11 protein-coding genes and 2 tRNA genes are annotated in these 24985 nt (G+C 30.4%); 10 read left to right on the forward strand and 3 right to left on the reverse strand.

What is annotated here, in order from left to right:
- Positions 1–12: 12 nt before the first annotated feature.
- The 6 genes from DS884_RS03770 (at position 13) to DS884_RS03795 (ending at position 13939) form a co-directional block, all read left to right on the forward strand.
- On the forward strand, positions 13–8394 hold the full coding sequence (locus tag DS884_RS03770; RefSeq protein WP_255414818.1) for a non-ribosomal peptide synthetase: 8382 nt from the start codon (positions 13–15) through the stop codon (positions 8392–8394).
- Between the two features lie 49 nt (positions 8395–8443).
- Complete coding sequence (locus DS884_RS03775) at positions 8444–9802, forward strand: MFS transporter (RefSeq protein WP_113785852.1); 1359 nt, start codon at positions 8444–8446, stop codon at positions 9800–9802.
- A gap of 30 nt (positions 9803–9832) precedes the next feature.
- Complete coding sequence (locus DS884_RS03780) at positions 9833–10747, forward strand: cupin-like domain-containing protein (protein WP_113785853.1); 915 nt, start codon at positions 9833–9835, stop codon at positions 10745–10747.
- A gap of 57 nt (positions 10748–10804) precedes the next feature.
- A complete protein-coding gene (locus DS884_RS03785; protein WP_113785854.1) occupies positions 10805–11731 on the forward strand; it encodes a cupin-like domain-containing protein in 927 nt (308 codons plus the stop codon).
- A gap of 20 nt (positions 11732–11751) precedes the next feature.
- Complete coding sequence (locus DS884_RS03790; protein ID WP_113785855.1) at positions 11752–12510, forward strand: thioesterase II family protein; 759 nt, start codon at positions 11752–11754, stop codon at positions 12508–12510.
- A gap of 97 nt (positions 12511–12607) precedes the next feature.
- A complete protein-coding gene (locus tag DS884_RS03795; RefSeq protein ID WP_113785856.1) occupies positions 12608–13939 on the forward strand; it encodes an aspartate kinase in 1332 nt (443 codons plus the stop codon).
- Positions 13940–14006: 67 nt separating this feature from the next.
- Here DS884_RS03795 and DS884_RS03800 read toward each other — a convergent pair.
- Positions 14007–14080: transfer RNA gene (locus tag DS884_RS03800), tRNA-Asn, on the reverse strand.
- A 61-nt stretch (positions 14081–14141) separates the two neighbouring features.
- A tRNA-Asn gene (locus DS884_RS03805) sits at positions 14142–14215 on the reverse strand.
- 258 nt (positions 14216–14473) lie between these two features.
- Here DS884_RS03805 and DS884_RS03810 point away from each other — a divergent pair.
- The 3 genes from DS884_RS03810 (at position 14474) to DS884_RS03820 (ending at position 21080) form a co-directional block, all read left to right on the forward strand.
- Positions 14474–17212: a 2-oxoglutarate dehydrogenase E1 component gene (locus DS884_RS03810; RefSeq protein ID WP_255405274.1), complete on the forward strand. Its 2739-nt coding sequence runs from the start codon at positions 14474–14476 to the stop codon at positions 17210–17212.
- Between the two features lie 38 nt (positions 17213–17250).
- Positions 17251–18462, forward strand: coding sequence for a 2-oxoglutarate dehydrogenase complex dihydrolipoyllysine-residue succinyltransferase (gene odhB, locus DS884_RS03815; RefSeq protein ID WP_113785857.1), 1212 nt, complete (start codon positions 17251–17253; stop codon positions 18460–18462).
- 212 nt (positions 18463–18674) lie between these two features.
- Positions 18675–21080, forward strand: coding sequence for a helix-turn-helix domain-containing protein (locus DS884_RS03820; protein ID WP_113785858.1), 2406 nt, complete (start codon positions 18675–18677; stop codon positions 21078–21080).
- 148 nt (positions 21081–21228) lie between these two features.
- Here the strand turns inward: DS884_RS03820 and DS884_RS03825 are convergent, their stop codons facing one another.
- Complete coding sequence (locus DS884_RS03825; RefSeq protein ID WP_113785859.1) at positions 21229–21939, reverse strand: DUF547 domain-containing protein; 711 nt, start codon at positions 21937–21939, stop codon at positions 21229–21231.
- Positions 21940–22636: 697 nt separating this feature from the next.
- Here DS884_RS03825 and DS884_RS03830 point away from each other — a divergent pair.
- On the forward strand, positions 22637–24967 hold the full coding sequence (locus DS884_RS03830) for a trypsin-like peptidase domain-containing protein (protein ID WP_093869995.1): 2331 nt from the start codon (positions 22637–22639) through the stop codon (positions 24965–24967).
- Positions 24968–24985 lie beyond the last annotated feature (18 nt).

The following is a 24985-nucleotide window of genomic DNA, read 5'->3' on the forward strand; positions in this document are numbered from 1 at the left end:
CCAAAAGGAGCGATTACACGTCATGACGGAGCAATGAACCATTTATTGGCAGAGTATAAACTATTAGAATTAGCAGATGGTTTCCGTTTTTTACAAAGTGCAGGAATAGGTTCAGATATTTCAGTATGGCAAATTTTAGGACCATTATTAAAAGGAGGAGCAAGTGTAATTGTAGATAAATATGAGTTGTTAGATTATGAGTCATTATTAGAAACGATTATCCGAACAAAAGTAAGTTTGGTAGAGTTTGTTCCAACTTATATGTGGGGCTTATTATCTTATATAAAAGAAAGTAAAAGAGCAATAGCATTAACAACATTAAAATGGATAATGTTAGTTGGTGAAGCAATTCCAGTAGGATTGGTGAATGATTTACGACGTATTTATCCAGAAATCCGTTTACTGAATGCTTATGGACCTTGTGAGGCATCTGATGACGTAATTCAATTTGAGATAACTGAAGATTTTCCAGAGAGTCAATCAAGAGTTCCAATAGGTCGCGTAATACCAAATATGAATGTTGCTATTTTGGATGATAATTTACAATTATGTCCAATAGGAGTAACTGGAGAGTTATGTGTAAGTGGAGTAGGAGTAGGAGCAGGTTATTTAGGGTTACCAGAACGTACATCTCAGAGTTTTATACCCAATCCATATCCAGATTTATTAGGAGACGTACTTTATAAAACGGGAGATTTAGGAAGATGGTTACCAGATGGAAATATAGAGTTTTTAGGACGAGAAGATCATCAAGTAAAAATACGAGGACATCGAGTAGAGTTAGAAGGAATCGCTTCTGTATTAAGAAAGCCAGAATCAATAGAGGATATTCATGTTTTAGTTTATAAAGATGAAGCTGATAAAGAATTGTTATTATGCTTTGTGGTATTAAGTACTATAGGTTTAAATCATGATGAGGGTTCAATAACAGAGTTGTTGCATGAGTTGAGTAAGTCTGAATTACCAACATATATGCATCCATCACAATATTGTATAGTAGAAGAGTTTCCTCAGAACTTAAGTGATAAGGTAGATGTAAAGAAGTTGTTATCAATATATGAATCAGAATTTTCAGGAGAACGATCAATTCAAATAAATAATTATGTTTCTCCACGTAATGAGTTAGAAGAACACTTGGTGAATATTTGGCAAGAATTATTAGGAGTTTCACAAGTAGGAGTTTATGATAATTTCTTTGAATTAGGAGGGCATTCTTTATTGGCTACACGTTTAGTGTCAACAATTCGTAGAGAATTGGAACTTGAAATAGCGATAAAAGATGTTTTTGTTTATTCAACTATAAATGACTTAGGAATACACTTGTCAAAAAAATCTGAGGGCGTATTATTACCAGTTATTGTTTCTCATAGAAAAGAAGGACGAACTCCATTATCATTTAGTCAAGAGCGTTTATGGTTCTTAGATCAATTGCAAGGTAGTATAGAATATCATATGCCAGTTGTATTAAAGTTAAAAGGAAAAATAGATGCTTCTATTTTGGAAATGACGTTAAAAACAATAATAGAGCGTCATGAAGTATTACGTACCGTTATAAAATCTGAAAATGGTATTGGATTTCAGGAAGTTATTTCTTCTGAAAATTGGCATTTACCTGAAAGTAATTTAGAAAAAGAAAGTGTTGAAAAAACAATTTCCAATTTTATGGAGTCTCCTTTTGATTTGGAAAATGATTATATGCTTAGGGCTAAGATTTACCATTTAGAAGACGATCAATGTTTGTTAGCGATGGTGTTTCATCATATTGCAAGTGATGGTTGGTCAGAAGGTATTTTAATAACTGAATTTGAAGAAATATACAATTCATTAAAATTAAATAAAAATACTGAATTACAAAGTCTAGAATTGCAATATGCAGATTATGCAGTGTGGCAACGTGAATATATAGAAGGAGTTGTATTAGATAAACAATTAACTTATTGGGAAGAAAAGTTAAAAGGAATAACATCTTTGTCATTGCCTACAGATTATCCAAGGCCTTCTATTCAAAGTACTGAAGGGTATAGTGTCGATTTTAAGTTAGATAAAGAAGTAAGCAAAGCAGTAAAAGAGTTGTGTAAAGAAGAAGGGGTTACATTGTTTATGGTATTACTCGCTGCTTTTAAGGTTTTATTATCAAAATATAGTGGACAAGAAGATGTCTGTGTTGGTACACCAATAGCTAACAGAACACAATCAGAGTTAGAAGGAATGATTGGGTTCTTTGTAAATACTTTAGCACTTCGTACTGATTTGAGTAATAATCCTAGTTTTAAGGAAGTATTAAAGGCAGTAAAAAGTACAACTTTAGAAGGGTATGATAATCAACTAGCTTCTTTTGAAAAAGTAGTAGATAGAGTAGTTGATACTCGAGATATGAGTATGTCTCCATTATTTCAAGTTCTATTTATTTTACAAAATACACCTCAAGACTCAGAAATAAAACTAGAAGAATTATCTGTTTCTGATTATGAGTATAAAGAAGTTACTTCACAATTTGATATTACATTAAATGTTGAAGAACAAGCTTCAGATATTATTTTGAGTATGGGCTATTGTACAGCGCTTTTTAAAGAGGAAACTATTAAAAGCATGTTGGTTCATTACCAAGAATTGTTAAGGAGTATTATTACAAATAAAAATCAAAGCATAAATAAATTATCCATATTAACTACTGCAGAAGAAAATGAATTAAAAATTAATTTTAATAATACTTCAGTTGATTCTCCTAAAGAGAAGACATTAGTTGATTTGTTTAGAGAGAACGTAGGTAGAACACCAAATAAAGAAGCGATTATATTTGAAGGAGTTTCATTGACTTATAAACAATTAGATGAAGAATCTAATAGATTGGCTAATTATATTTTATCTAAACATAAAGTTGCTTTAGAAGATTTAATTGTAGTAAAATTAGAAAGAAGTAATGATCTTATCATAAGTTTTTTGGCTGTTTTGAAAACAGGAGCAGCTTACCTACCTATTGACCCTAATTACCCACAAGAACGTATTTCATATATTGAAAAAGATAGTAAAAGTACGATAGTTATTGATAAAGAGTTTTTGGATCTCTTTAAAGAAGAAAAAGCAAATTACCTTTCAAGTGCACCAGAAATAGAAATAACAAAAAAATCTTTAGCATATGTAATTTATACATCAGGTTCTACAGGGAATCCAAAGGGTGTTATGATTGAGCATAAGGGTATTGTGAATACTGTTTATACACAAATTGACGCTTTAAATATTAATGAGAAAACTCATTGTTTGCAGTTTGCTAGTTCATCTTTTGATGCATCAATTTGGGAAATATTCTTACCACTTTTAAGTGGGGCAAAGTTGTTTATTATTGAAGAAGACAAAAAATCTGATTTAGATTATTTTGCAAATTATTTAAGTGAAAATAATATAACTATAGCAACATTACCTCCTGCTTTTGTAAAGCTAATGCCTATTGATTCTTTACGTTCTTTAGAAGTGTTAATAACAGCAGGGGAGCAAGCTCCAATTGATGAAGCACTTGAATTTGTAAATAAGGGAGGAAAATATATTAATGCCTATGGACCAACAGAAACAAGTATATGTGCTACTACTTTTCAAGATGATTTTACAGATAAAATTCCTATTGGTAAGCCTATAGGAAACACAAGTGCTTATATTTTAAGTGATACTCAACAATTACTTCCAAAGGGTGTTGTGGGAGAATTATGTGTTGGAGGAGCAGGATTAGCACGAGGCTATATTAATAGAGAAGAATTAACAGAAGAAAAATTTATAGCTAATCCTTTTGTTAAAGGAGAACGTATATATAGAACAGGAGATTTAGCAAAGTGGTTACCAGATGGAAATATAGAATTTTTTGGTAGAACTGATGATCAGGTTAAAGTTAGAGGGTATCGTATAGAATTAGGAGAGATAGAGGCAGTTTTATCAATGCATTCTGTAATTAAGAACAATTGTGTATTAGCTGTTAGTGATACTGAAGGTACTAAAAGGCTGGTAGGTTATATAGTAAAAGAAGGTCTTGTTGAGAATGAGGAAATAGAAACTTATTTAAAAACAAAGCTTCCTGAATATATGGTTCCAACAACTTGGGTAAGTTTAGAAAAAATGCCATTAACAAGTAATGGTAAAATTGATAAAAAGAGTTTAGAGAAAATCGAATTATCTGGTATATCTCAACAAGAATATGTGGCTCCAAGAAATGAGATTGAAGTAAAACTTGTTAAAATATGGGAAGAGTTATTAGAAGTAGATAAAATAGGAATACACAATAACTTTTTTGAGCTAGGTGGTCATTCATTATTGGCAACACGATTAGTTTCTATGATTCGTAGTGAATTAAAATTAGAAGTAAAAATCAAAGCTATTTTTGAACATACAACTATTGCTAATTTAAGTATTCATTTAGCTGAATCATCAAAAACACTCTTACCAGCATTAGTAGTTCAAGAAAAAACAAACGATATACCATTATCATTTAGCCAAGAACGTTTATGGTTTTTAGATCAGTTACAAGGAAGTACTGAATATCATATACCTATAGTACTTAGATTAAAAGGAAAATTGAGTATAGAGAATATTGAAAAATCATTAAAAACTGTTATTGAAAGACACGAGGTTTTAAGAGCGGTAATATATGCTAAAGAAGGTGTTGGCTATCAACAATTTTTAGAATCAGAAAAATGGAATTTAATCACACATTTATTAGATGAAAAAAATGAAGAGGAAGTAATAACTTCATTTTTAGAAGAACCATTTAATTTATCGGAAGATTTTATGCTTCGTGCCTGTCTATATAATCTTGGAGATAATAATTATGTTCTAGCTTGTGTAATTCATCATATTGCTAGTGATGGATGGTCTCAAGGTGTTTTAGTGTCAGAATTTATGAGCACATATAAAATGCTACAAATCAAAGAAGAGCCAGTATTACCAAAGTTGAAAATTCAATATTCAGATTATGCTCTTTGGGAACGAAAATATATTGAAGGAGAAATTTTAGATACTCAATTGTCATATTGGGGAAATAAATTAAAAGATATTACACCTTTAATATTACCAACGGATTATATACGACCATCAATACAAAGTAAAGAAGGAACTGCAATTCAGTATGAGTTAGATAAAGATTTAACAAAAGCTTTAGTTGATTTTAGTAAAAAAGAGGATGTTACTTTATTTATGACATTGCTGGCAGGATTTAAAGTTTTACTATCTAGGTACAGCGGTCAAGAAGATATTTGTATTGGAACAACAATAGCCAATAGAACACAGTCTGACGTGGAAGATATGATTGGCTTTTTTGCAAATACATTAGCATTAAGAACTGATTTAAAAGGAGCTTTGACTTTTACAGAAATTTTATCTAGAGTTAAAGAAACAACTTTAGAGGGTTATGAGCATCAGCAAACACCTTTTGAAAAGGTTGTAGATCGTGTTGTTGATGATAGAGATATGAGTATGAGTCCAATATTCCAAGTGTTGTTTACACTTCAAAATACTCCGGAAGAAAAAGAAGAAATAGAACTAGAAGGAATAACTTTTTCACCATATGAATACGAAGCGAATACATCACAGTTTGATTTAAATTTAACAATAGAAGAAAATGAATTAGGATTGTCGTTAGATATGGAGTATTGCACTGATTTGTTTAAAGAAGAAACAATTAATCGCTTTTTGCTTCATTATCAAGAGTTGTTGAAAAATATAATTACTGGTGCTGATCAAGAGGTAAAGAAATTGTCTTTTTTAACAAAAGAAGAAGAGCATCAATTATTACATATTTTTAATGATACGCATGTAAATTATCCTTTAGATAAAACATTTGTTGAGCTCTTTGAGGAACAGGTTCAAAAAGCGCCAAACTCTATAGCGGTTTCTTTTGGAGAAAAGAAAATTACATATAAAGAGTTAGATCAAGAAACCAATCAATTAGGATATTACTTAGAAAGTATAGGGGTTAAAGAAAATGATTTAGTAGGAATATGTTTAGATCGTTCTGAAAATATGCTGATAGGTATATTAGGAATCTTAAAAGCTAAAGGAGCATACGTACCAATGAAACCAGATTTTCCTGAGGCACGAATAGAGCATATATTTGAAGACGCTCAATGCAATGTAATATTGGTAGATGAGAAAGGAAAGGATGCTGTTGGTGAGTTGTCGAATAAAATAAACATGGTAATGCTATCAGAAAGTGATAAAATATACCAAAGTCAACCTCAAGTACCGCTAAAAGTAAAAAGCAAGCCATCTTCATTAGGATATGTCATTTATACATCTGGAAGTACAGGAAAACCCAAAGGAGCAATGATTACGCAGCAAGGAATGTTAAATCATTTACTTCTTATGATAGATGAATTAGAAATGGATGCTACTAGTGTAGTTGCATTTACAGCACCATTTACTTTTGATATTTCTGTTTGGCAAATGTTAAGTGGTTTGTTATGTGGAGGTAAAATAGAAGTGTATAGTGAGCGTCAAATATCTGATCCATTCATATTACAAGAGTCATTATACAATGAAAATGTTAGCATACTTCAATTAGTACCTTCATATGTTTCTGAGTTGTTAAATGCTAATTCAGAAAAGAAGCTAGAAAAATTAAAATATTTCTTAGTAACAGGTGAAGCTGTTCAGTATTCATTATTATCTAAGTGGTTTGAGTATTATCCATCTGTAGCAGTTGTAAATGCTTATGGCCCAGCTGAAGCTGCTGATGATGTAAGTTTACATATTATGAGAGAATTACCTAGTGAAGGAATTGTTTCAATAGGTAAACCTGTAGCAAATATGCAGTTGTATATTGTGGATACTTCAAGTAATTTATGTGCTTTAGGAGTTGTTGGTGAAATATGGGTAGGAGGTATTGGAGTTGGACAAGGTTATATTAATGATAAAGAAAGAACAGTAAAAAGCTTTATTGAAAATCCTTTTATAAAGTCAGAAAGTAAAGTATATAAAACTGGTGATTTAGGAAGGTGGTTACCAGATGGAACCATAGAGTTTTTAGGAAGACAAGACGATCAAATAAAAATTAGAGGATATCGTATTGAGTTAGGAGAAATAGAAAATATATTATCACAAGAACCTACAGTTAACAGTTGTTGCGTTATAGCTAAACCAGATTCTTTAGGTAATAATAGATTAGTTAGTTATGTTGTAACTGAAGGGGATTTTGATAGACTATCAATACAGAATTATTTAAAAACCAAGCTTCCTGATTATATGGTTCCACAAGTTTGGGTAAATTTAAATGAAATGCCATTAACTAAAAATGGTAAAATTGATAAAAAAGAGTTACCAGAACCAATAGTTTCTTCTGCTTCTGCAATTGATGATGAAGGACCAAGAAATAAAATAGAAGAAAAATTAATAGTTATTTGGCAAGAATTATTAGAAGTTGAAAAAGTTGGGATCAATGATAGTTTTTTTGAACTTGGCGGGCATTCAATACTAGCAATTCAAATGGTAGTTAGGATGAATGATGTATTACCAAGAGAAATAACGATTGCACATATATTTGAATATCCAAGTATAGCTTCTTTGCGTGAATATTATGCAACCGACGTTGAGTTTAAAAAAGATGTTTTAGTGGCTTTACAAAAAGAAGGAACAATGAAACCAATATTTTGTGCACCACCAGCTGGAGGAGACTCGATGGGATATTCTAAGTTGTCAAAACAATTAGGTAATGAACAGCCTTTGTATGGATTTCAATGCCCTGGTTTAGATGGGAAAACGCCTTACATAGAAACTGTAGAGGAACTTGCTACTTTGTTTATAAATGAAATGCAAACTGTTGATCCTGAAGGGCCGTATCGTTTAGCAGGATATTCTTTTGGAGGTGATATTATTTATGAGATGATGCAACAATTGTATCGTAATGGGTTTGAAGTAGAAGAGTTGTTTGTATTTGAAGCTGTAGCACCAGATTTTATTGAGGAAGATGAATTAGATGATAAAGCGTTTAATCAAGTAGCACACTTTTTAGTAGAGGAAATAAACGGGTTATTTGATACTAATATTGAAGTTGATAGTAAAATGTTAAGGGGAAAAACAAAAGAAGAACAATTAGAAATTGTTTTTGATTTGGCTAAAGAGTCTCCAAACTTAGAGGCTATTGAAGAGCAAATGCGAGGTAGAGTTAATGTTTTTATAGCGAATAACTTATCTAATTATATTCCTAAGGATATAGAAAAGAGAGATGTGCCTGTGTATGTATTTAAAACTATAGAAGAAGGCATAGAAGGAGAACTTGGCTGGCAAAAATTCATGGATAGAGAGGTAACGGTATTTTCGGTTCCTGGTGATCATGGAACGATGTTAGAAGAACCGCATGTTCAATCGATAGCAACTCACATGAAGCAACTTTCTGTAAAAGAATTTGTAACTGCTTAATTAAAAAAGCAAAATTGTTTTTTACTAATTCTTTCTGATTTTTTAAATAATGAAAAAATATTTCTTGTATTTAGGCCTAATAATGTTTTCATTATTAGGCACTGAATTAACTGATTTTTGTTTAGGTGTTTGGGTGCTTAAACAACCAAACCCGTCAATTACATCCTATTCATTTATTTGGTTTTTTGAAGAAGCTCCAGCAGTTTTGTTAGCTCCATTTATAGGTAGTTTAGTTGATAGGTGGAGTAAAAAGAAAATGATTATTTATGGGCAGGTAGTAGCTGGTATTGGTACTCTTATATTGATGTTATTATATAACAGTGGAGAGCTGAAACCTTGGCATATTATGATAGTTTCTGGTATAGGCTCTATTGCAAGTATGTTTGTTTTTACTGCTTTCTATGTTGCTACTACAGCTTTAGTACCTAAAAGTAAATTAGTAAATGCTCAAGGAATATCACTAGGTTTATTTGGTTTAATAAATGTTGGGGTTCCTATGGCTGCTCCTGCATTGTATAGGCTAATGGGAATGGATAAAGTTTTTTTGATAGATATCGTTACTTTTTCTGTAGCTATACTTGTTTTTTTTATGATACAGTTTGTGGTTGTTGAAAAAACAGAAGAAAAATTTAATATGAAAAACGACTGGAAGCTAGTGAAAGGTTTCTTGGTTGAGCGACAAGGACTTATTAAGTTACTAGCGTTCTTTTTTATTATTCATTTTTTAATTGGTTTAGTACAAGTATTGTTCACTCCTTTAATATTAGATTTTGCCGATGAATATGCTGTTTCAAAGATAATGACAATAGTAAGTTTAGGTATGATTGTAGGTGCCTTAATAATGGGAGGAGTAAAGAAATTTAAAAAGCCTATTCAAAAAATTATGTTCGCTAATATTTTTGCTGGAATTCTTATAGCTTGTTTATGGACAAGCGTGAATACATATGGTTTAGCAATATTAGGAATGTCAATAATTATACTATTTACAATTTCAGATGTTATAAATGAAGCATTTTATTTAGCAATTGCCCCTGTAAAATTAATTGGAAGATTAGGAGGTTTTGAAGAGTTATTAGTTGGTGCAGCTGGTCCATTAGCTTTTTTATTATCTGGAGTATTAGTAGATACTTTAAAAAATATGGTTACAGCTTTTCCAAAAACAGTAGTTAATTATTTTCCAGGAACCAGTGTTACACTAGCTATTATAATTGTTTTTACTGTCTCTGGAGTTTTGCTCTTTTTGATTTCACTATGGTTTAGTAGAACAAAGTCAATAAAAAATCTAGATCTAATGTATGATATAGAGATGGATAAGAGTAGTCAAAAGAACAATGAAGACAAAATAAAAAAAGAGAACCAAAATATAGATAAAGAAAAAGAAGTAGCATTCGCTAACACTTTAGATTAAAAAGACAAATAACTAAATAATTAAATAATAATGGATAAGATAGAAGAATTAAAAAAACTAAAGTCTTTTCAACACATTCCTATTGAAAAAAGTATGAATAGAGGTATTTTTTATAAGGAATATGTAAATAAAAATAAGCCTGTAGTAATAAGAGGAATGACAAATAAATGGAAAGCTCTGAATTGGGATTCCGAATACTTTAAATCAAAAGGAAAAGAGCAAGAAGTAGCTATAAAAGTAGGAGATATAAGTGAAGGTAAAAAAGAAAAAATGCAGCTTAGTTCTTATGTGGAGCAGCTAGAGGAGTATGAGCAAAACCTTAAAATGGGGTTGAAGGCAACAAAGCCAGGGTATTTACATGACCTTCCTTTTTTTTACATGTTTCCAGAGTATTTATCTGATATAAATCCTTTTCCTAAAGAACTATTACCTAAATGGTACTGGTCTAAATGGCAAAACTATATTCAATTTTTTATGGGGTCGACAGGTAGTTTAACTCCATTGCATTTTGATACGCTATTGACAAATAATTTATTCTTCCAGGTTGCAGGTAGAAAGAAATTTATATTGATAGAAGCAAACCAAAAAAAGGATTGCTATATGGAAGGATGGAGATGGGCAAAATTTGATCCCCAAAATCCAGATTATGAAAAGTTCCCTCAGGCAAAAGGGGTTAAGATAATGGAGGCAATATTAGAGCCTGGAGATATTCTTTTTATGCCTTCAGGAATGCTTCATCAGGTACATGGATTAAGTCAATCGGTATCATTTAATATTGATTGGCATACTTCAAAAAGTGCAAGAAAAGGAGTGGCTACTTTATGGAAAGGAGCGCCTCTTAAAAATGTGTATTACAATGCATTAACATATGCAGGTCTTGGACTTAAAGTTCCAGAAAAAATTATTTTTCCACTTTATAAATCATATTTAAATTATGTTAGTTAATCTAATACTTCTTATAATCAGTTATTTAATAAATTATATCTAATCAAAAAAGAAAAAATGAAAGTACCTAGAGTAAAAAGTATATCAGAAGAAAGTTTTATTGAAAACTATATCGTAGGAAATACACCAGTTATTGTGACTGATGGTATGGAAAACTGGGATATGGAAAAATTTACACCAGAATATCTTATAAAGGAATTTGGTGATGAGAAAGTTCAGGTATATAATGACTTATTTGATTTACAAACTGTACAGTCATTAGAAAAGTATATCAATACTAACTTTTTTAGAAGTGAAGCTGATGGGCCGGCAAAGCAGTACATGAGATGGTATACAAAACTAAAAGAAGTTGAGTTTTATTGGTCAGATAGTGTTTTTGATAGATTAAAAAATGCATGGAGTCAACCTTATTTTATACCAGATACATCATTGGTGATTCCAAGTAATAAAAATGCTGAAAAAAGAACTATTAATGAGTATGGATACCCATATAAAGGATTGTTTATCTCAGGAAAAGGCTCTAGAACAAGATTGCATAAAGATCCATTTGTGAGTAATGCTGTTTTGTGTCAATTTCACGGGCAAAAAGAAATATTTTTATACAGTCCTAAAAAGGAACAGGATGTGATGAGTAAAGGAGCATTTGTTGATGTTAAAAATCCAGATCATATAAAGTTTCCAAATTTTTCTAATATAACACCTGATTATGAAGATATATTATCACCAGGAGAGATTATACTTTTTCCTTCAGGTTGGTTTCATGATGTAACTAGTGTATCTGATAGTATTTCAATTACATGGAACTTTTTGCATGCTACACAAATAGATAAACTTTGTAAGCATATTAAAAATAATCCAGAAGATGATCAATTAGAGATAGCTCGTTTTTTTCTTAAAGACGAAATCTCAAAAGAAATGAAAGCTGAGGAGTTGATAATGTTCTTTAAAAATAAGTTTGAAGCTCAAAATGTAGTACTAAGCTAAGGATAAGTAATTATTTAAAAATGGAACAAGCTTTAACAACAACTAAAACTAAAATAATAGCCTTGCCATATGCAGGGGGGAATAAATATTGTTACAGAGCAATTCAAGAATATGTACCAAAAGATATTGAATGGGTAACATTAGAGTTACCCGGAAGAGGTGAGCGATTTACTGAGGAATTCATTGAAACAATAAATGAAATGGCTGAGGATCTTTTTGTTCAATTAATATCAGTTGTAGGCGGGAGTGAATATATTATTTTCGGACATAGTATGGGAACATTATTAGGATATGAATTGCTTAAAAAAGCAAGAGAGGAAAAATTTAAATTACCTAATAGTTTGTTTTTTACGGGAAGAGGAGCTCCAGAATACGACAAAATTGTAAATAAAAAATCTCAACTCTCTGAAAAAATATTTTGGAAAGAAGTAAATGAAATGGGTGGTTTGCCAAAAGAAATTTTAGCAAACGAAAGCTTATTAAATTTGTATTACCCAATCTTAAAATCTGATTTTAAATCAATAGAAAATTATAAATATAAAACGGGGAACTTACCATTTATGATACCTATTCAAGTATGTTTAGGTACAGAAGAAATAGGAGAGGGAAAGAATAAAACAACGATTACAGAAATGAAAGCATGGGGAAAAGTAACTTCTGGTCCATGTAGTTTTGAAGTATTACACGGTGATCATTTTTTTATTTTCAAACACCCTAAAGCTATTGTTCAAAAATTATGTTATGCTGTTGAAAAAAGTAAGCAGCTGTCTGTGATTTAATTACAAATAAATTTATTTAAAATAACGTATTGAACCTTTTGAATTACTCATAAATTTAAAAGTGTTCAGTAAATAGTAATGCTATAAACTTAACCAAATGAAAGTATTAAAATTCGGAGGAACTTCACTAGGATCAATTGAAAGTTTGTCTCAAGTAAAAGACATCCTTGAAAAAAAGAATGAAGAAATAATTGTTGTTTGTTCTGCAATGTCTGGAGTTACAAACCAATTAGTTTCTATTGTAGAGGATGTTAAAAATAACAATACAATACGTATAAAGGAATATTTATATAATTTAGAAGGAAAACATATTGATGTTATACATTCTTTAATTGTTGATAATGAAGTAAAGGAAAAGCTAAAAAAAGAAATTTCTAATATGATTAAAGAAATTTCAGAATTGACTAAGCAGCAATATTCAGAATCTTTAAAATCTAAAATAATAACTTATGGGGAAGCGCTTTTAACTCAAATATTTTCTGAGTACTTAAATGTTTCAGGAGTACCAAATACATTATTAAAAGCAAAGGATTTTATGCTGGTTGATTCTATAGATAAACCTAATATAGAAAAGGTTTCAGACACATTAAAATCAGTATTAGAGCATTTACCTAAATCTGAAGTATATATCACACAAGGTTTTATTTGTAGAGATGAAAATGGAATTATAACAGATCTTAAGAGAGGAGGGAGTGATTATTCGGCAACAATTATAGGCGCAGCAATAGATGCAGAAGAAATAGAAATTTGGACAGATATAGATGGGCTTCATAATAATGATCCTAGATATGTTAATAATACAGAGTCAGTGCCTTATTTGTCATATGCAGAAGCATCTAAATTGGCACATTTTGGTGCAAAAATATTACACCCAAAAACTGTTTTACCTTTGGCAGGAAAAGATATTCCAGTAATATTAAAGAATACATTTATGCCTAGTAAAACTGGAACAGTTATATCTAGTGATGCTTATACAAAAGGTGTAAAGGCTATTTCTGGAAAAGATAAAATAACCATAGTTAAAATTGAACCTAAAGTTGCTTTAGGTGGACATGGTTTTTTAAAAGAGATATTTGAGATTTTTGATAAACATAAAACTTCTATAGGAGTTGTAATTACTTCAGAAGAGTCAATATCATTAACTATTGATGATACAAGTAATCTTGTAGAAATTGTTAACGAAATTGAGGTTCATGCTGAGGTTAATATTGATTCATTAAATACTATTATTTGTATTGTCGGGAATTCTATAATTGATGATGAAAAAACACATAAAATATTTGATATACTAAAACATATACCTGTTAAAATGATATCTCTTGGTAAAAATGATAATAATGTTTCCGTAGTTATTGATACAGAATCTAAAGTTGAAGCATTAAAGTATTTACAAGAAAAACTTTTTTTACGAAAAAAAGCATTCGCATAATTATTGCGATATAGATAGATTAGATAGAAACAAAAAAGACTTTACAATTTGTAAAGTCTTTTTTTTGCTCCTCCTCTTGGACTCGAACCAAGGGCCCTCTGATTAACAGTCAGATGCTCTAACCAACTGAGCTAAGGAGGAATGTTCATATAGAACAATCTATGTAAAATTTGGAAATTATCGGCTTCCAAGTTGCCTTCTGCTCCTCCTCTTGGACTCGAACCAAGGGCCCTCTGATTAACAGTCAGATGCTCTAACCAACTGAGCTAAGGAGGAATTTAAGATGATATAAATCTTAAAATGCGAGTGCAAATTTAAGTGTTTTTTTAATATCTGCAAATAAAAAGTGATAAAAAAATAAATAAGAATGAATACTATTTGAAAATCAAATCGTTATTAAACGTTTTTTTGAATAAAATTCTTTCAAAATATATTAGCTTGTGCAAAAAAGTATCAGAAATTAAGAATAAAAAAAAACCTTGTTTTTCTTAAAAGTTGTATTTTTGTGGTCATTATTCTTATATAAAGAAAAGTATAACAAAAAATATGGACAAGTTTTCGTTCTTAAACGCAGTACATACAGGTTTTATAGGTGATTTGTACGAACAGTATCAAAAAAACCCTGATGCGGTAGAACCAAGTTGGAGAAGTTTTTTTCAAGGATATGATTTGGCAAATGAAGATTATTCGTTAACAGACGAAGAAAATTCAATTGAAATTCCTGAAGAAGTACGTAAAGAATTTTTGGTAATTGATTTAATAAATGGATACCGAACTCGTGGGCATTTGTTTACTAAAACAAATCCAGTTAGAGAAAGAAGAAAGTATGAACCTAGCCTAGACTTAGAGAATTTTGGTTTAAATAAATCAGACTTATCAACAGTCTTTAATGCTGGAGATATTTTAGGTATGGGGCCAAGTCCTTTATCACAAATAATCTCTCACCTTAAAGCAATTTATTGTGATAGTATTGGGGTAGAGTATATGTATTTAAGAAACCCTGAAGAATTAAAATGGTGGCAAAGTCGTTTAAATAAAAACGATAATCACCCTATGTATGATTTAGAAGGGAAAAAATATATTCTTACTAAACTAAATCAAGCTTCTACATTTGAAAGTTTTTTACAAACAAAATATGTTGGGCAAAAACGTTTTTCTGTTGAAGGAGGTGAAACATTAATTCCAGGTATAAGTGTAGCACTTCGTGATGCTGCTGAAAAATATGGAGTAGAAGAGTGTGTTTTAGGTATGGCACACCGTGGTCGTTTAAATACATTGGTTAATATCTTTAAGAAACCTGTTCGTGATTTATTTAGCGAATTTGAAGGTAAAGATTTTGAAGACCAAGATATTGATGGAGATGTTAAGTATCACTTAGGGTTAACATTAAGTAAAGAATATAAAGGCGGACAAAAAATGAAGATGAATTTGGTTCCAAATCCATCACATTTAGAAACCGTAGATGCGGTTGCTGAAGGAATTGTTCGTGCAAAAGTTGATTTAGATTATAAAGGAGATAATGGTAAAATTTTACCAATATTAGTTCATGGTGATGCCGCAATTGCAGGTCAAGGTATAGTGTATGAAGTTGGTCAAATGATGAATTTGAACGGTTATAAAACAGGGGGAACAATTCATGTTGTAGTAAATAACCAGGTTGGATTTACAACCAATTACCTAGACGCTCGTTCAAGTACTTATTGTACAGATGTTGCTAAAGTAACGTTGTCTCCAGTATTACATGTAAATGCTGATGATGCAGAAGCTGTTTGTCATGCTATGGAAATGGCTGTTGAGTACAGAACTAAATTTAAAAAAGATATTTATATTGATTTATTAGGATATCGTAAATATGGTCATAACGAAGGAGATGAACCACGTTTTACTCAACCTAAATTATATAAAGCAATTTCAAAGCATAAAAATGCAAAAGAAATTTATGCTGCAAAATTAATTGAAGAAGGTAGTATTTCTTCTGACTACGTAAAACAGATAACTGATGAATTTAAATCTCATTTAGAAGCTGAATTTACTGAGTCTAAAAAGAAAACTACTTCTAAGATTCAAGAATTCATGCCTGAAGTATGGGATGGTTTTGTTCGTAAGCAATTACAAGATATGCTTCAACCTGTAGATACTTCGTATTCTGTAGAGGCTTTAAAAGGAATTGCAAAAGTAATTTCGACTACACCAACTGGACATAAGTTTGTGCGTAAAGCTGAACGTATTTTAAAAGGACGTGAAAAAATGGTCTTTGAAGATAATTCATTAGACTGGGGAACTGCAGAAAACCTAGCTTACGGAACTTTATTAGAAGAAGGGTATAATATTAGAATTTCAGGAGAAGATGTAGAAAGAGGAACATTCTCTCATCGTCACGCTATTATGCGAGATGAAGAAACTTTAGAACGTGTTAATTTATTAAACACAAATCCTAATAATAAAGGTGAGATGACTATTTTTAACTCTCACTTATCTGAATATGGAGTTTTAGGTTTTGACTATGGATATGCAATGGCAGCTCCAAATACGTTAACTATTTGGGAAGCTCAATTTGGTGATTTTGCTAACGGTGCACAAATAGTGTTTGATCAATATATATCTTCTGCTGAAGATAAATGGAAATTGCAAAACGGATTGGTAATGTTATTACCTCATGGTTATGAAGGTCAAGGACCTGAGCATTCTTCTGCAAGAATTGAACGTTTCTTACAGTCGTCAGCAATAGATAACTGGACTGTAGCAAATTGTTCTACACCTGCTAATATTTATCATATTTTACGTCGTCAGATGAAACGTGATTTTAGAAAACCTTTGGTTGTTTTCACACCAAAAAGTTTATTGCGTTTACCTAAAGCTGTAAATACAATTGAAGAATTAGCAAATGGAACTTTTCAAGAAGTAATAGATGATACTGTTGATACTTCTAAAGTGAGAAAAATGGTGTTTTGTTCAGGGAAATTCTATTATGATTTATTAGCTGAACGTGAAGAACTAAATAGAGAAGATGTTGCTTTAGTTAGAATAGAGCAACTATTTCCATTACATAATGATCAGATTAAAAAAGTGATGGATAGATATCCAAATGTTGAGCGTTATGTTTGGGCACAAGAAGAACCAAAAAATATGGGTTCTTGGGGGTATATGTTAGAGCGTTTTGAATTAGCAAAATTAGAGTGTGCGTCTAGAGACTATCATTCTGCACCTGCTGCAGGTTCAAGTGCACGTTACAAACGTCGTCACCAAAGAGTTTTAGATAAGGTTTTCGATTAAATTAAGAAAGAAAGTATTTCAGAATAAAAATAAAAAACATGAGTGTTTTAGAAATGAAAGTTCCTTCTCCGGGGGAATCAATTACAGAAGTAGAAATAGCAACTTGGTTAGTTGAAGATGGTGATTATGTTGAAAAAGATCAACCAATTGCCGAAGTTGATTCTGATAAAGCAACATTAGAGTTACCTGCGGAAGAAAGTGGAATTATTACTTTAAAAGCTGAAGAAGGTGACGCTGTTGAGGTTGGGGCTGTAGTATGTCTTATTGATATGAGCGCAGCTAAACCAGAAGGAGGGTCTTCTACTGAAGTAAAAAAGGAGGAGGCACCAAAAGCTGAAGCTCCTAAAGCTGAAGTTAAAAATGATACCTATGCAACAGGTACTGCTTCTCCAGCTGCTAAAAAAGTATTAGCAGAAAAAGGAATTAGCGCTTCTAGTGTGAAAGGAACAGGAAAAGATGGGCGTGTAACTAAAGAAGATGCTGTAAAAGCTGTACCTTCAATGGGAACCCAACCAGCAAACGGTTCAAGAGGTACTGAACGTAAAAAAATGTCTATGTTGCGTAGAAAAGTTGCGCAACGTTTAGTAGCTGTAAAAAGTGAAACAGCGATGTTAACTACGTTCAACGAAATTAACATGCAGCCAATTTTTGATTTACGTAAGCAGTATAAAGAAGATTTTAAAGCAAAGCATGGAGTTGGGTTAGGGTTTATGTCTTTCTTTACTTTAGCAGTTGTTAGAGCTTTAGAATTATATCCTGATGTAAATTCAATGATAGATGGTGATTTCCAAATTAAACACGATTTTCAAGATATATCTATTGCAGTTTCTGGTCCTAAAGGGTTAATGGTTCCTGTAATAAGAAATGCAGAAAATTTATCTTTTAGAGGTGTTGAAAGTGAAGTAAAACGTTTAGCATTACGTGCTCGTGACGGTCAAATTACGGTTGATGAGATGACTGGTGGAACATTTACTATTACTAATGGAGGTGTTTTCGGATCTATGTTATCTACACCAATTATTAATCCTCCTCAAAGTGGAATTTTAGGAATGCATAATATTGTAAACCGCCCAATGGCTGTTAACGGTGAGGTTGTAATTCAACCAATTATGTATGTAGCATTATCTTATGACCATAGAATTATTGACGGACGTGAGTCTGTTGGTTTCTTAGTAGCTGTTAAAGAAGCTTTAGAAAATCCAGTAGAGTTGTTAATGGATAATAATCCTACAAAAGCATTAGAAATGTAAGCCGATTTTAGGTTTCATAAATATAAAAAATCCTACACAGTTTGTGTAGGATTTTTTATTTCATGAAATTTTGCTACATTGGATATTATTACTAAAAAATCATGATTTTATAACAAATAACTTAAGCTTAAAAAGTTTTAATTTGAAAGTATTTGATTGTAGAGTATTAAGAAAATAAATTGAAAAATACTAAAGTAGAATAAACCTATAGAATGATTGAAAATAAAGAGCTAGAGCTTGCTTTACAGTTTATAGAGAAAACAGACAGGAATCTTTTTATTACAGGAAAAGCTGGTACAGGAAAAACTACTTTTTTGCATAAAATTAAAAGTGAATCCTTAAAAAGAATGGTTATTGTTGCTCCGACTGGTGTTGCAGCAATCAATGCAAAAGGAGTTACTATTCATTCTTTTTTCCAAATGCCATTTGGTCCTATTTTACCAAATCAAATAACAAATACTTCTAATCAACAACGTAAATTTTCGAAAACTAAAATTGATATTATAAAATCGTTAGATTTAGTTGTTATTGATGAAATTAGTATGGTTAGAGCTGATTTATTAGATGGAATAGACCAAGTAATGCGTCGATATAAGAATAGAAATAAAGTGTTTGGTGGTGCTCAGGTTTTAATGATTGGAGATTTACAACAGTTGGCCCCGGTAGTAAAACCAAATGAATGGAGTTTGCTTCAGCAGTATTATAAAACTGTTTATTTTTTTAGTAGTAAAGCATATCAAGAAGCAAATGTAGTTTCTATTGAGTTAAAATATATTTACCGTCAAAAAAATGAGAAATTCATTAAAATTTTAAATGAGATTAGAAATGATTCTTTGTCAAAAGAATCTGCTAGTATTTTAAATGAACATTATAACCCTACCTTTTCTCCAAGTAAAGAAGATGGATATATAACCTTAACAACACATAATAAAAGAGCGAACTCAATTAATGATTCAGAATTAAAGGAATTAAAAACAAGAAGTAGTTATTTTGAAGCTGAAGTTTCTGGGAAGTTTAATGAGAATTCGTATCCTAATAGTGAAAAGTTAGAGTTAAAAGTTGGAGCTCAAGTAATGTTTATAAAAAACGACTCTTCACCTGAAAAAAAATATTTTAATGGGAAAATAGGAATTGTTACTGATATTTCTAGTGATTCAGTTACAGTACAGTGTAGGAATGAGATAGATGAAATTATTACAGAAAAAGAAACTTGGGAAAATATTAATTATTCAATTAATGAAGATACTAAAGAAATTAAAGAAGACATAGCGGGTTCTTTTTCTCAAATTCCATTACGATTAGCATGGGCAATAACTATTCATAAAAGTCAAGGTTTAACGTTTGAAAAAGCTGTTATAGACGCAGAAGCTTCTTTTGCTCATGGACAAACTTATGTGGCTTTGAGTAGATGTACTTCTTTAGAAGGATTGGTATTAAAAACACAAATTTCTAGTAATGCAATAATTAATGATAAAACGGTAAGTTCATTTAATGAAAGTGTTGAAGAGAATCATCCTAATGAACAAGTATTAAATGAATCTGAAAAGCAGTTTCAATTAAATCTAGTTTCTGAATTGTTCGATTATCAGTATTTATTGTATCCAGTTACTCGTTTAATTGATATTTTTTATAAGAATAAAACAAGTATAAAAGGTGAGGTGATTGATTATTTGCAAGTTATAAAAGATGAAGGGGTAGTTACTTTAATGAAGGTTTCCAATGGGTTTAAAAATCAATTAAGTCAAATGTCTAATGATGAAGTTTTACCAGAACATAGTTCAGTTATTCAGGAACGATTTATAAAAGCTGTAGATTATTTTTTAACGCAAACAAATAATAAAATACAAACACCATTAGATGCTATTTCTTTTTCATCTGATAATAAAGCAGTAAAAAAAGATTTTTCTAAACAGTTTGATGCCTTACAGGAAAAACTTGAAGAGAAGTTATTTGCGTTAAAAAAAATGACAAAGGGTTTTAAAGTACAAGAGTATTTACAAGTAAGGGCCAATGCTGTATTGCAAAAAACAGCACCTACTAAAAAGAAAAAACTTTCTTCAAAAAGAGACCCGATTTTGGCTTTAAAATTACGTGAATTAAGAGATGATATTTCTAAATCTTTAAGTATTCCACATTTTCAAGTGTTTACTCAAGAAACATTATATGCAATTTGCGATGCATTACCAAGAACTAAAAAAGAATTGTTAAAGGTAAATGGAATGGGGAAAATTCGTGTTAATAAACACGGGGAAGAAATTTTAGAGGTTGTAGAAGAATACTGTAAAGAGAATGGTATAAATAAGTTAAATGAACAAAAAAAGGAAGATAAAAAGTCAACTAAACAAATTAGTTTTGAGTTGTTTAAATCTGGAATGTCCTTAAAAGAGATAGCAAATGAAAGATCTTTAACAGTGGGTACCATAGAAAGTCATTTGGTTAGTTTTATACCTTCTGGAGAGGTTGATGTTTTAGAGTTAATTTCCTTAGAAAAGTATAAAAAAATAATTAAAGATATTGAAAATACTGAATTTGAAAGCTTGTCTGATCTTAAAGGTAAACTAGATAAAAGTTATTCTTATATGGAACTTCGTATGATTTTACTGTCTATAGAAAAATAAATAACTTTATTGAAGTTGTTAGTTATTTATAGAAGAAAGTGTTGAAGTTAATTGAAGTATTTAAAAAATAAACGAAGCATAAAATATTATTTTATGCTTCGCTTTTTTTTAAGGGGAAAAATTAAAAGGGGAGTTGTCTATTGTTTCATTATTTTTCGTTTAAATCCCAGTTGTAATTTAAATAAACAACTTCGGCATTGTCATTAGCTTTTATTTTAGAGTATTTATTGATATAATCTACTAAGCTATTTTTTGAAGTAAAATCTTCTTGATACCATTCAAAAACTTTGGAAACTTCTACTTTATTTAATGAGATTTTATTTTTGGTTGAATCATTAATGAATTTTTTCATTAATGATTCTAATTTAGTATTAATGTTTTTTTCAGTAAAAGCATAAGGAGGGAAACATGGTCCAGATTTTGAAGCTGCATTTAATCCAACATGTACTCTTGCATCATCATGCCATCTACGTAAAATCTTATGTTCAATATAATCTAAAGTGTATTCTTTTTTACCAACTTTAGCAATAGGTAGCTTCCATGCATTTTTACCTTGTCTTTTAATTGCTGTTATTTTTTTAAGAGGGTAACTATCTAAAACTAATTTAATAGTGTATGCATTGTAAGCATTCATCCAAAAAGCTTTAGCTTTATTTGAAGACCATCTCTTGCCTGGTATTGTGTTATCTAAGTGTTTAAGGTATATATCTAAAAGAGCACGATTTTTACGTAGTCCTTTGTAATCAACATTACCCTTGTTGTCAACATATGTTTTTAAAAGAGCATTAAAAACATCAGTTTGAGCTTGTGTTTGTATACTTATAAAAAGTAAGCAGATTATAATAATAGTTTTTCGCATAATTTTTTGATTATTGATAAATTGTATAGTTCCTTGGACGAATAAGAATTTAATTCATTACATGATGGTTCTTAAAATATTGAATTTTAACGTTCCTTTAGGAGCGGTATTATCTTTTAATAATACAGGAAGGTCTATTTAAAGTACTGTATAATAATTTTATGTATGTTATTGTTAATGAGGTCTTTGTTGTATTTTTTGTTATGGATTATTGTTTTGATAATTAATACTTTATCATCTAAGTTTAGAATACTTAAGGGGAGGAGTTAATGTTTTTTGAAGTATTACTTTATTTAAATTAATCTAATAATAATCTTTTTCAAATTTAAATAAAAGCCATTTTTTGAGTAAGTAGTAAAATCGATTTTACGATTTTTTATATTGATAACTTTATTCGATTAATTAAAGGAAATAATTAAAATAATTACACGAAAAAAAGTGAAATTTAATATTATTAATGACTTTTTCACTACATAATAATGCTGATGCTAAAAGAAAATTTTTGAAATATTTAATGAAGTGAGAATGAGTTGCAATTGGGTAAATACTGGTGGTTCATGGAAAATAATTGGTTTGTGATTAATCAATAAGAACTTTTTTTTAAGAATAATATTGTAAAAAATTAACGTTTTTTTGTTAAAAACTTTAATAATCAGTAATTTAGTCGTGATTAATTAACTAAATAAACCCTTCAAAAATGAAAAATTACTTTTTAAAAGTAGTCATTTTGACTGCTGTGCTTTTATGTACAAAAAATTTAAATGCCCAGAAGGTATTTAAAATAGGTGATGAGTTCGATTCTGATATTAAAGTCACCAAAAGTTATCAAAAATTTAAAAGAACTGCATCAAAAATTAATGAAAAAGAATTAGTTTACAAAAAAGAATTCTTTTCAGAAAATTCTTCTTACATCAAAATTTATTTTAAAAATTTCGATTTAGCTCCTGGAGATTATGTAAAAATCACAGGTAGTAAAAGTAAAGAGTCTATTATTTATGGTGGACAAGGTAAAATTGTAGATAATAATATGACTATGATTAGTGATTTTTGGTCAAAAGTATTGTTTGATGAGAAAGTAGAAGTTAAGTTATATTCTTCAGGAAAGGCAAGTAAGCATAATGGATTTGAAATTAGTAAAGTAGCTTATGGCTATAGTGAAGAAAGAATAATGAAAAAATTGGCTAATCAAAGAAGATCTATCTGTTCTAATGACGATAAAGAACGCATTTCTTGTTATCAAGGTACCGAAATGTATGAGAAGGCAAAAGCTGTATGTAGGTTATTAATTGGTGGTAGTTCTTTATGTACTGGATGGTTATTAGGTAATGAAGGTCATTTAATGACTAACAATCACTGTATAGGATCTGCTTCTGATGCTCAAAACACAGATTTTATGTTCAATTATCAATATGATGGATGTTCAGGTTCTACAAATGCACAGTCTAATGTAGTGGCATCTTCAGCTACATTTGTAAAAACAAATTCATCACTTGATTATACATTAGTTAAGTTACCTGTTAATCCTACAAATACTTATGGTTTTTTAAGCTTAAGTTCTGCTGTTACTTCAAAAGGAGATAGAATATATATCCCTCAACACCCAGGAGGAAGAAGAAAAGAGATTTCTGTTAAGTCTGATAGAGATGCTACTCCTGATGGTTTTTCTAGAGTGTTTGAAAGTTCTTCTGGATCTGGTCAACAAGTAAGATATTATGCAGATACAGAAGGAGGAAGTTCTGGATCTCCAGTTTTAGATTATAATTCTAATTTAGTGATAGCAATTCATAACACAGGTGGTTGTCCTAATGGATCTTATGGAAGGTCAGATAATTTAATTAGTTCAATTGGTTCTGATATGCCAGCTAAAGGAGTTGATAATAATGGTGGTGGAGGAAATCCACCAGGTGGTAGTTGTAGTAATACAGTATCTTCATTTCCTTACAATCAAAGTTTTGAAAACACTATAGGGAACTGGAAGCAAAGTACATCTGACGATTTTAATTGGGCTACTAGATCTGGATCAACACCTTCAAGCAACACAGGACCAACTTCAGCCAATGCAGGGAGTTATTATTTATATATGGAATCTTCCTCTCCAAATTATTCAAACAAGTCAGCAATAATAACTTCTCCTTGTTTTGATTTAAAACAAGCTAGTAATGCTTCTTTATCATTTAAATATCATATGTATGGTACTTCAGCTATGGGTAACTTAAAGGTAGAAGTAAGTATTGATAAAGGTGTAAATTGGACAAGTGTTTGGCAAAAATCAGGAAATCAAGGAAATTCATGGCAAACAGCAAGTGTTAATTTAGATAGTTATGTAGGTAAAGATGTTCAAGTAAGATTTAATGGTGTAACAGGAACAACTTGGCAAGGTGATATGGCTATCGATCAGTTATCTGTTTCAACAGGAAGTACTGGAGGTGGAAACTCTACTGTAAGTTTAGAGATAACTTTTGATAATTATTCTTCTGAAACAAGCTGGGAAATAACTAATAGTTCTAATACTGTTGTTGCTTCTGGTAATAATTATAACAGTCAAGCAAGTGGTTCGAAAATTACTGTAAATAAAACTTTACCTAATGGATGTTATAGTTTAATATTTAAAGATTCTTATGGAGACGGTATATGTTGTAGTTATGGAAATGGATCTTATAAACTAACTAATAGTTCTGGAACTGTTTTAGCATCAGGAGGTCAGTTTACAAGTACAGATACTAAAGCTTTCTGTATTGGAACAAATGCTGTAGAAAATGCGGTAGAAGTTTTTACACCTACTTCAGTTGTTATAGATGACTTAATGGTGTACCCTAATCCTTCTAACAGCGTATTGAATATAATTATACCAGAAAGAAAATTAAACGGTTCTTATCGAATAGTTAACTTAACTGGGGCAGTTATTAAAAAAGGATCATTGTCTAAATCTATATCTGTAGAGGAAATAAAAGCAGGATTTTATGTATTAGAGGTACAAAGTACAAAGCATTCTTATTCTAAGAGTTTTATAAAAACTAATAAAAACTAGTGAATTAAATAAATCAGT

Origin of the sequence: Tenacibaculum sp. E3R01 (assembly GCF_003318185.1) — a bacterium.
Classification (GTDB): domain Bacteria; phylum Bacteroidota; class Bacteroidia; order Flavobacteriales; family Flavobacteriaceae; genus Polaribacter; species Polaribacter halocynthiae.

Bases quoted from the DNA above. Each gene is read 5' to 3' on its own strand.
- DS884_RS03775 (WP_113785852.1), top strand. From the start codon at position 8,444: ATGAAAAAATATTTCTTGTATTTAGGCCTAATAATGTTTTCATTATTA.
- DS884_RS03780 (WP_113785853.1), top strand. From the start codon at position 9,833: ATGGATAAGATAGAAGAATTAAAAAAACTAAAGTCTTTTCAACACATT.
- DS884_RS03785 (WP_113785854.1), top strand. From the start codon at position 10,805: ATGAAAGTACCTAGAGTAAAAAGTATATCAGAAGAAAGTTTTATTGAA.
- DS884_RS03790 (WP_113785855.1), top strand. From the start codon at position 11,752: ATGGAACAAGCTTTAACAACAACTAAAACTAAAATAATAGCCTTGCCA.
- DS884_RS03795 (WP_113785856.1), top strand. From the start codon at position 12,608: ATGAAAGTATTAAAATTCGGAGGAACTTCACTAGGATCAATTGAAAGT.
- odhB (WP_113785857.1), top strand. From the start codon at position 17,251: ATGAGTGTTTTAGAAATGAAAGTTCCTTCTCCGGGGGAATCAATTACA.
- DS884_RS03820 (WP_113785858.1), top strand. From the start codon at position 18,675: ATGATTGAAAATAAAGAGCTAGAGCTTGCTTTACAGTTTATAGAGAAA.
- DS884_RS03825 (WP_113785859.1), bottom strand. From the start codon at position 21,939: ATGCGAAAAACTATTATTATAATCTGCTTACTTTTTATAAGTATACAA.
- DS884_RS03830 (WP_093869995.1), top strand. From the start codon at position 22,637: ATGAAAAATTACTTTTTAAAAGTAGTCATTTTGACTGCTGTGCTTTTA.